This window comes from Moorena sp. SIO3B2, assembly GCF_010692525.1.
Lineage (GTDB): Bacteria > Cyanobacteriota > Cyanobacteriia > Cyanobacteriales > Coleofasciculaceae > Moorena > Moorena producens.
Genome location: NZ_JAAHHE010000060.1, coordinates 22,793 through 31,183, shown reverse-complemented (window position 1 = coordinate 31,183; position 8,391 = coordinate 22,793). Strand labels below are relative to the sequence as shown.

The 8,391-nt window shown below is 44.4% G+C and carries 12 protein-coding genes; 5 read left to right on the top strand and 7 right to left on the bottom strand.

Features of this window, described 5'->3' with window-relative positions; genetic code table 11:
- On the bottom strand, nucleotides 1–1,497 hold a 1,497-nt coding region (locus F6K38_RS15855; RefSeq protein ID WP_287356910.1), incomplete at its 3' end, for a UbiD family decarboxylase.
- A 364-nt stretch (nucleotides 1,498–1,861) separates the two neighbouring features.
- On the opposite strand from F6K38_RS15855, the gene F6K38_RS15850 reads away from it, so the two are divergent.
- Together F6K38_RS15850 and F6K38_RS15845 are read left to right on the top strand one after the other, a co-directional pair.
- Nucleotides 1,862–2,065, top strand: a complete 204-nt coding sequence (locus tag F6K38_RS15850; RefSeq protein ID WP_137985451.1) for a hypothetical protein — start codon at nucleotides 1,862–1,864, stop codon at nucleotides 2,063–2,065.
- Nucleotides 2,058–3,485, top strand: a complete 1,428-nt coding sequence (locus F6K38_RS15845; protein ID WP_287356908.1) for an NYN domain-containing protein — start codon at nucleotides 2,058–2,060, stop codon at nucleotides 3,483–3,485. The genes F6K38_RS15850 and F6K38_RS15845 overlap by 8 nt, the downstream gene beginning before the upstream one ends.
- On the opposite strand, the gene F6K38_RS15840 is transcribed toward F6K38_RS15845, so the two are convergent.
- Nucleotides 3,450–3,683: a hypothetical protein gene (locus F6K38_RS15840; protein ID WP_131827003.1), complete on the bottom strand. Its 234-nt coding sequence runs from the start codon at nucleotides 3,681–3,683 to the stop codon at nucleotides 3,450–3,452. The genes F6K38_RS15845 and F6K38_RS15840 overlap by 36 nt on opposite strands.
- Nucleotides 3,684–3,728: 45 nt before the next feature.
- Here F6K38_RS15840 and F6K38_RS15835 point away from each other — a divergent pair, with 45 nt between their 5' ends.
- Both F6K38_RS15835 and F6K38_RS15830 read left to right on the top strand, forming a co-directional pair.
- A complete protein-coding gene (locus tag F6K38_RS15835; protein WP_287262759.1) occupies nucleotides 3,729–3,917 on the top strand; it encodes a hypothetical protein in 189 nt (62 codons plus the stop codon).
- Nucleotides 3,918–4,015: 98 nt separating this feature from the next.
- Nucleotides 4,016–4,714: an HAD family hydrolase gene (locus tag F6K38_RS15830; protein WP_008178865.1), complete on the top strand. Its 699-nt coding sequence runs from the start codon at nucleotides 4,016–4,018 to the stop codon at nucleotides 4,712–4,714.
- 369 nt (nucleotides 4,715–5,083) lie between these two features.
- Here F6K38_RS15830 and F6K38_RS15825 read toward each other — a convergent pair whose 3' ends face one another.
- The 3 genes from F6K38_RS15825 to F6K38_RS15815 all read right to left on the bottom strand — a co-directional run bounded on the left by F6K38_RS15825 (nucleotide 5,084) and on the right by F6K38_RS15815 (nucleotide 6,114).
- Nucleotides 5,084–5,242 carry a hypothetical protein gene (locus F6K38_RS15825; protein ID WP_008178867.1) on the bottom strand — a complete coding sequence of 53 codons (159 nt, stop codon included), beginning with the start codon at nucleotides 5,240–5,242 and terminating at the stop codon, nucleotides 5,084–5,086.
- A gap of 8 nt (nucleotides 5,243–5,250) precedes the next feature.
- A complete protein-coding gene (locus F6K38_RS15820; protein ID WP_008178869.1) occupies nucleotides 5,251–5,877 on the bottom strand; it encodes a CPP1-like family protein in 627 nt (208 codons plus the stop codon).
- 105 nt (nucleotides 5,878–5,982) lie between these two features.
- Nucleotides 5,983–6,114 carry a hypothetical protein gene (locus tag F6K38_RS15815; RefSeq protein WP_271969968.1) on the bottom strand — a complete coding sequence of 44 codons (132 nt, stop codon included), beginning with the start codon at nucleotides 6,112–6,114 and terminating at the stop codon, nucleotides 5,983–5,985.
- Nucleotides 6,115–6,417: 303 nt separating this feature from the next.
- On the opposite strand from F6K38_RS15815, the gene F6K38_RS15810 reads away from it, so the two are divergent.
- Nucleotides 6,418–7,146: a response regulator gene (locus tag F6K38_RS15810; RefSeq protein ID WP_008178873.1), complete on the top strand. Its 729-nt coding sequence runs from the start codon at nucleotides 6,418–6,420 to the stop codon at nucleotides 7,144–7,146.
- 273 nt (nucleotides 7,147–7,419) lie between these two features.
- On the opposite strand, the gene F6K38_RS15805 is transcribed toward F6K38_RS15810, so the two are convergent.
- Entirely contained in the window at nucleotides 7,420–7,722 is a 303-nt protein-coding gene (locus F6K38_RS15805) for a TatA/E family twin arginine-targeting protein translocase (protein WP_044492070.1), read from the bottom strand.
- A gap of 270 nt (nucleotides 7,723–7,992) precedes the next feature.
- A complete protein-coding gene (gene psbH / locus F6K38_RS15800) occupies nucleotides 7,993–8,196 on the bottom strand; it encodes a photosystem II reaction center phosphoprotein PsbH (protein WP_008178875.1) in 204 nt (67 codons plus the stop codon).
- Nucleotides 8,197–8,391: the final 195 nt, after the last annotated feature.

The following is an 8,391-nucleotide window of genomic DNA, read 5'->3' as shown; positions in this document are numbered from 1 at the left end:
ATACCCAAACAAATTGGGATCAACATCCTTCAGATCTAAATCCCCTAACCCATATTCAGCCCAACGCCTATCTACCATCGCTGCTACATCCCCATCAGACTCCAAAGTTGCGCCCCATTCATGTTCCGTTTCCGGTGGAATCTTAGTAGTAGCATCAATACCCATCCGTCCCCCTAAGCCAATCTTTTCACTAGCAAAATCCAAACTATCAAAGGGAGTATTGGGCAAAATAAAGACATCCCGTACCGGGTCAACCTTAGAACTAATCGCCCACACCACTTGACGGGGGTCGCGAATATTAATAGTCTCATCCACCACAATCACAAACTTGGTGTAAGTAAATTGAGGCAACGCACTCCAAAACGCCAAAGCAGCCCGTCGCGCTTGTCCTGGATAGGCTTTCTTAATCGAAATAATGGCCGCTTTATAACTCAGAGCTTCCATGGGCAAGAAGAAATCCACAATTTCGGAGACTTGTTGCCGCAGGATCGGGGTATAAATCCGATTGAGTGCGATCGCCATCATCGCTTCTTCTTTCGGTGGACGCCCACTAAAGGTAGTTAAATAAATCGGATCCTTGCGGTGAGTCATACAATGGAAGCGAATCAACGGGGAATCCTCCACTCCACCGTAATACCCCATGTGGTCACCAAAGGGACCATCTGGCAACATTTCCCCTGGAGTAATCGTGCCTTCCAGGACAAACTCCGAATCCGCTGGTACCTCTAAATCTAAGGTTTTACATTTAGCTAGGTTCACCCCAGACCCACCATAAAGTCCAGCAAAGAGCCATTCCGACAGGTCAACCGGTATCGGAGTAGCAGCGGCCAGAATAATCAGGGGGTCAACACCGAGTGCGATCGCAATTTCTAATTTCTGTCCTCTCTCCACCGCCTTGCGCAAATGTCGTGCTCCACCCCTAACCGACAGCCAATGCACAGTCATCGTAGTCTTAGACTGCAGTTGTAGCCGATAAACCCCCACATTAGGAATACCAGTCTCACAATCCTTCGTAATCACCAATCCTAAGGTAATAATCTTGCCAGCATCACCGGGATAAGGGCGAATCAGGGGTAATGTATTCAAATCCAAATCATTTTCCTGCACCACCACCTGGTGACAAGGAGGGAAAAAGTCTCGACCTGGTTTAGCTTTCACCACATCAAACAAAATTTTGCCAAATTCCACCGCCTGGGAAATTTTCTTAGGTGGCTTTGGTTGTTGCAGCATCCCTAGCTTCTTGCCCAGAGTTTCCAAATCTTCCGGGCTTGACCGGTTCATCGCCCAGCAAACCCGTTCTTCTGTTCCCATTAAATTAATCGCCACCGGAAAGGATGACCCTTTTACATTCTCAAACAGCAAGCCAGGTCCACCCGCTTGTAGCATCCGGTTTGATATCTCAGCAATTTCCAAATCTGGGTCAACTAAAGCCTTAATCCGCCGCAATTGCCCCTTCTCTTCTAGCTCTTGGATAAATCCCCTTAGGTCTCTGGCCATGATTACAATTTGTTAAGCTGAGTCCCTCTTACTATACCAGTTCACAATTGGCTGAGGGACTTTAGTCTTGGGTTAATTGGGAGTAGGGAGTAGGGAGTAGGGAGTAGGGAGCAGGGAGCAGGGAGTAGGGAACAGGGAATAGGGAACAGGGGAAAAATTCTGTATACCTTATTACTCCGAGAAGCGCTATAATAGCAAATTTAACCCCGTCAAAAAACCGAGTGATCGGAAAACATTTCCGTTATCAAGGATTCTGACTCCTGGCTTCTGGCTGGAAGCTCCTTCAATCTACCAACACCTGAGTTCTATGGAACTCGTATTTTTCCACTACCCACTCCTTATATTTAGGGTACCTAAATGAATTGTGATAATTTTTGATGCCATATTCCCCACTCCCTACTCCCTCGGTGCGCTTTCCGTAGGCGAATTAAATTCGCCACGGGTCGCACCGCTCCCTACTCCCTACTCCCTGTTCCCTTTGCTATTCACATATACTGGGTTCATAGATCTGCTTTTATATTCTGCCCAAAATTACTCACCAAATCTACCAGAAACCATTCGTGAATGACTCTGCCGCGATCAACGAAATTAGCCTTTACCTCTACCAAGCCATCCTTGAGGTTCAGCAGCAGCAGTCCGAATTACTCAAGGAAAAATACCGAAAAATCGCTTGGGATAAGCCCCGTCATCAATCGGCTTTCCTGGCCAAGTTCAAATCAGAACTCAGCCAAGAGCAAGATTGGCCCCGACGAGTTATCAAAGTCAGGAAATTACTGCAAGTTCTGTTTATTCCTGGTTATTTCAAATCCCCCAGCTTTAGGGAACTGACCCAAAAACTTCGTCACTCTATCCGACCCAAGCCAGCCAATAATTCCCATAACTTAGCTGTCTCTACTGGTGTCTCTACTAATAATAAAACCCCAACATCGGTTTCCCCTTCGCCAAAGCTAGGCACAGGAATTGCCATCTTACTGCTAGATGCCGAAAATTTACGGCTCAATACTGAAACCGAAAAGTTCCTAGCTCAAATTTGTTCCTACCCGATCCAAATCAAAATTGCTGTTGCCAATTGGCGTGCTATGGGTAAGTATGACACTGAACTGCATACTCGTGGCTATGAGCTAATTCATGTCCCACCAGGAAAGGACAGCGCTGATTTTAAGATGGCTACCGTTGGCGCTTCTATCTTTATCCATTATCCAACCGCCAAGGAAGTCTTAGTCTGTTCCTCTGATGGGGTAATGACTCATCTTTGCACCACCCTACAAACCCATGGACTAACAGTCTATTTGGTGCGTAAACAAAACGATAAAATCATTGTTTTAAATAACAAAACTCGTGAAACTAAAGCCCATTCTCTGGTTTCTGTACCAGAAATTCCCACCCTTGAAGAATTTATTAATCAGCTCAAAGACATCCTCAAAGCTGAACAAAAACGCACTTCCAATGCTTGGATAAACCTGTCTAGACTATCTTATCTATTTGAGTCTAAGTATCAGCTAACCCTCAATCAAGTTGTGTCCCTGCGCTTGCCTGGAAAACTAACAACCGATATTTTTAGTGATTACCCCAAGGAATTTGTGACTCATCACATACCGGGGACTTCAAATTTTTATGTAACTCTATTTGAAAAGCCAATTTCTTTCATTAAAAAGACCTCTTCTTTGAATACTATTCAGTTAAAACCTACTGTTAAGCCTTTATCTAAAATTGAATCTAAATCAGATTTGGAAGAGATACTAGTTAAACTCCTTAAGGATTTGAAGACAAACTATAAAGATCCTTATGTTCCGATCGCTCATATAGCTACTGAATTTAAAAAACAATACTCTCGACCAATTACTCAGTTGATGAGAGACTTAAATTTAAAGGGCACATTCCCCAAATTTTTGCAATCCTTAGGAGCGTTTAAACTCAAGAAGGTTGGTAAGGCTTATCAAGTTGCTTTACGGTTAGACGGGTTGAATGCGGTAGTTATTGAACAGTAAAAACTCTAGAGTAGTCGGGAGTCGGGAATCGGGAATCGGGAATCGGGAATCGGGAATCGGGAGTCGGGAATCGGTAAAAAATCCAGCATTGCTGAATCTTTGGATCAATATGAATAAGTGGGGTGGGCATCCTGCCTGCCCGACAAGATCAGTAACGGGCAAGATGCCCGTTCCACGCAAGATGCTCGTTCCACGCAAGATGCCCGGGTAGGTTTTTAACTTTGGGGGGAGTACGTACTTTCATTGCCAAAAAACTCCAATAATATAGATATCCAAATCTACAAGAATTTAAGGGACGGGTGCGCCCAGCTGAGGGCGTTTCCCCGACTCCCGACTCCCGACTCCCGACTCCCGACTCCCGACTCCGGACTCCCGACTCCCGACTCCCGACCCAAACCTCAAAAACCTACCCCTGTCAGGAGTAATGGGTAAGTCCTAAGACATAGGCAATGTTACAAATTCGTAACTTTAGTGATAAATACTCACGGGATGAGATAATAATGTAAATAAATATTACATTTTGTTAGATAATGATTAGAGTATTTACAGACTTTGACGGTCCGATCATGAATGTGTCGGAGCGTTACTATCGGGTTTACCAGTTTTGTCTCAAAGAAATCCAACGCCCTAACCAGCCAATCCTGCCCATGTCCAAGGCGGAGTTTTGGCAGTGTAAGAGGGGGCGTGTTCCGGAGATAATTATTGGTATTCGTTCAGGTCTCGATCCCAGCCAAGCTGAAGCATTTGCTCAGCTGCGCCGTCAAACTGTACACACTCTGCCCTACTTAGTCCATGATCAACCGGTTCCCGGAGCGATAGATGCCCTGGAAAAATTACAACAAGCAGGTATAGATTTAGCCGTCATGACCATGCGTCGGGTGCGAGAGCTTGATGAAGCGTTCAGTCGCTTAGACCTGGAGCAATTTTTCCCCCCTAACCGACGGTATTGCCTGAGTAACGACTATGTTAAGACCGGTGACACTAAAGATAAACCTTTGCTAATGGCAAAAGCCCTAAAAAAACTCCCAGCTGCCTCTGATGTCTGGATGATTGGCGATACAGAAGCGGATATAGTGGCTGCCAAAACCCACGGTATTAAAGCAATTGGAGTTTTATCTGGAATACGCGATCGCACTCAGCTCAATCTCTACGAACCAGATTTTATCGTCAATAATCTCACTGAAGCGGTAGATTTAGTTCTAGACACAGCACTGCTACAAGCCGTATGATTGTGCGATTTTAGCTGATCCGGCTAGAGCGCGCCCTACACCTGACCCTCGGTCAGGGTGGGATGAAATGAACCGTGAAAGTTCAAGTGATTTTTTATTTCAAAAAATGGCGTGGTTAAATTATCTCAAAATTTAGGAAATTATATCACTAACTCGCCGTGCAGACCAGGGAACTTCGGATCAGTTAACAGAAAGGGTTTGATCAACTTTAATTTTATTAACACAGTTAATAAAATTGGCTCTCTAGCCTGTGGCTATGATAAATATTTATAAAATAAAAATATTTATAAAATAATCGCGCTAAAGTCTTGGCTTACAGGGCTTGTGGTGATTTAAAAAAGCAATTTTTATGAAAACTGCTTTTCATGGTCATGATGCAGTCGCTCCCCATGAGCGACTGGCTTGGTTTCCACGGGGCAAACCCAGGCAAGGGTAGAGAAGTTTGGGAGATATCACATCAAGGGGAAAAGCACCACTACGAGACAAGTTAGTGCTTTTGGAGGCACGTCCTAATCCCCAATCCCCCATGGCTATTTTCAACGTAAGAAGCAACTAATCACCCAAAGCAAGACAAATGTCACCAATGTAGCCAGTTCTTCTGTTTTCAAGTCTAGGTTGGTGAATTGGCTTTCCAGAGAATTCCCCAGCAAACTTCCCAATCCCACACCTAAAAACAGACCTGCCAGGGTTAGCAACACCGCACGACCAAATTGTTGTTCTTTCCGATTGAGGAAATAGATCGTGAATCCGAAGCCTATAGCCATCACCAACGGCAAAATCGAGTTTCCGGATGAGGTGTCAAGGACAGTAGCACTGCTTAAGATTAAGAACACTGCACTCGGCCAGATTATGTCTTCTCTTGTCGGAGTATCCCACAACCGTTTCAGCCACTCAGGAGAGTTATTAACTGGTGTTTGGGGAAAACTCGGTGGAGCTTGAGAAGCCTTCTCCGGGAAACGAATGCGATCAGGAACTTTAATCTTTCCTTCCTGGCGCATCCTAAGTCGATCCATAATAATGGCATCGTAGGCCGCCTCTACGGTATCTAAAAGCTTTTGGTTACCACGATGCTTTTGGATCAGGCGACCTTTGGCATCCTGAATTTCATCAAAGGACGCTTCTTCCGTAACCCCAAGCTGATCATAGGGATTGTTATCACTCATTCAAGACCTCCGAGACATCCCTTGTTTTCACATACCTTCTTTTCATTAGTATGACAGCAACTTTAAACTAGTTATGTATATGTTAAGGTTAGGCACGAGAAACTCTCAACCTTGCTCTGGGTAACCACTGTTCACAGAGTCGTCTTGGTTGAGGGTGGTGTCAATGCCCCTGGGTGCTAGTGTAGCTTGATCTTCAAACAGCAGTGCCGCAGTGAAGTCAACACAATGCCGGTGCATCTCAGTTTTTTGGCCAAATCACCGGAGAATTCCTGAATAATGTTAGAACCGTTAGTAAATCCATATAGACTCATCAAGGCTATGGGTTTTTTGCTCTTTAGAACAAGAAAAAAAGACTTTTTGCCGTGGTTCGGGAAGTCCTACTGTGGGGGAATTTTGAAAATAACTGATCTGCCTATGCGATTGACCAACTATTGGCATTGCCTAATAATCTGAGGATAATTGTCTACAATGCCCAACAGCACCGTTGGTGTCAAAACACTCTGCGTCTTAAATTTGTGATCCCGTTTTCCGTGGAAAGTTATGACCGCCGCCAAGATTCTTGTCGTAGATGACGATCCGGCAATCCGAAATTTAATTCTACGCTTCTTAAGTCAAAAGAATTTTCAAATGCAGGCTGCTCAAGATGGCAAGACGGCTCTTGCCACATTTGAGCAATTTAATCCAGATTTAGTCATTCTAGATGTGAATTTGCCTGACGCCCTTGGCTACAACCTGTGTCAGCAAATGCAGAGCCGCACTGATGTCTTTGTCCTCTTGCTCACCAGTCGGTCGGATGCTGCTGACAAAAATCAAGGATTTCAACAAGGTGCTGATGACTACATCACCAAGCCCTTTGATTTACAAGAGCTGGAAAATCGAGTTAGAGCAATTTTGAAACGGAAGCGGGCTGTTACTGCTACTGAAGCAGAACGCCTAGTCTTCGACCATTTAGTCATCGACCCAGGGCGCAGGGAGGTAACTATAGACGAAATACTTATCCCTCTAACTGCTCTGGAATTTGATCTACTCCATTTTCTGGCCTGTCATCCGGGTCGGGTCTTGCGCCGTTCTGAGTTAATCCAGGAAGTCTGGGAGTACGATTATGTGGGAGATCAGCGAGTAGTTGATGTCCATATCGGTCAAATTCGCCGTAAAATTGAGGTGAATTCCAGTGACCCTTCCTTGATTCAGACAGTTCGAGGTGTTGGCTACAAGTTTGAGGCACCTTCTACTAAGAAGAATGAGAAAAATGGTAAATCCAGTAGCTAACTCATTGTTGACACTCCACGACTATTCAAACCCCTTGCTCGTGGAGCGTCAATGGTTGCCAAGGCAATCGACTACTGAGTTACCGGACTAGAGTTAAAGAGTCGTCTAGTAGAGCACGGCGGAAATAAAGATAGGATTCAAAAATAGCAAAACGCTTATGTAATAAGCATTCAAGAATTGTTAATACCATAATTTTTAATTCCCCGCAGCAGTACTAGTCATCATCCCTGCTTTGGTCTAGCCTCTTGCTGAAATGGCTCGAAGTCCCTGGGATTAGCTTTTTTGAGAGGGAGTCGTAGCATGATTGTTTGATTCTGCTGTATCAACTTCTGCTGTAGCAACTTCTTTGGTGGTAATTTGATCAGATTCACTTGGGGTAGGGGTGTTCAGCCCTTGCTCTATCTGTTGTGCCTCTAGCTTAAACTGATTTTCAAACTCCTTGGAGGCATCTTGAAAGCCTCTAATCGCTTTACCCAGACTACGACCAATTTCTGGCAACTTCTTAGGGCCAAATACTAATAGGGCAATGACCATAATCAACGCCATTTCCGGTAAACCCATACCAAAAACGTTCATTATATAACCTCCTGGGATTTGTCAAGTGCTGGTTTGCTGTTACTAGTTTGCTGTTATTAGTATTCCACATTTGACCCAAATTGACCGCTGTTCCGTTGAACTAAGCCAGTTGAACTAATCCAATTTAACCAAATTATTTTAACTAAAGGTATTAATCCCAGGGACTTCCTAGCCTATCCATTGCTGTCAACAGCATTAAAAAACCCGGACAAGCCGGGAGGGAGCTGAAATATTTGAAATGTTTGATTAGCAGTTGAGCCTGGCAGTATACTACTGCCCTAGGCTTGTCCAATCAACATTGAAACCTTGAATGAGGATTGATTTGTTGTAAATCTGCAAAATAATCAGCAAAAAGACGAAAAATAGCCCCATAAAGACTCCCATTACAGGAGTAGTGCCCCAACCTGGGGCAACTTTACCATATTCCGAGTTAAGGGGTTTGAGAATATCTCCTAGCCGAGTTCTTTGTGCCATGGGTAAATTGAGTTTATGGTAAATTTAGATTTATGTTAATAGATATTGTGACTACTCCCACATCAAATTAAAGATTATGATGTGGGCGCGCTCTTACTCACGAATGAGAATTGCTGCTCCTCGGCGGAAGCCGACGCGGGGCGCGTTCGATATCCTGTACCGATTTACCACAGCCATTGAGCGGCAGTCCAACCG

Excerpts from the sequence above, each read along its gene's own strand:
- F6K38_RS15830 (WP_008178865.1), top strand. The coding sequence starts at position 4,016 with ATGATTAGAGTATTTACAGACTTTGACGGTCCGATCATGAATGTGTCG.
- F6K38_RS15825 (WP_008178867.1), bottom strand. The coding sequence starts at position 5,242 with ATGGGGGATTGGGGATTAGGACGTGCCTCCAAAAGCACTAACTTGTCT.
- F6K38_RS15820 (WP_008178869.1), bottom strand. The coding sequence starts at position 5,877 with ATGAGTGATAACAATCCCTATGATCAGCTTGGGGTTACGGAAGAAGCG.
- F6K38_RS15815 (WP_271969968.1), bottom strand. The coding sequence starts at position 6,114 with ATGCACCGGCATTGTGTTGACTTCACTGCGGCACTGCTGTTTGAAGAT.
- F6K38_RS15810 (WP_008178873.1), top strand. The coding sequence starts at position 6,418 with ATGACCGCCGCCAAGATTCTTGTCGTAGATGACGATCCGGCAATCCGA.
- F6K38_RS15805 (WP_044492070.1), bottom strand. The coding sequence starts at position 7,722 with ATGAACGTTTTTGGTATGGGTTTACCGGAAATGGCGTTGATTATGGTC.
- psbH (WP_008178875.1), bottom strand. The coding sequence starts at position 8,196 with ATGGCACAAAGAACTCGGCTAGGAGATATTCTCAAACCCCTTAACTCG.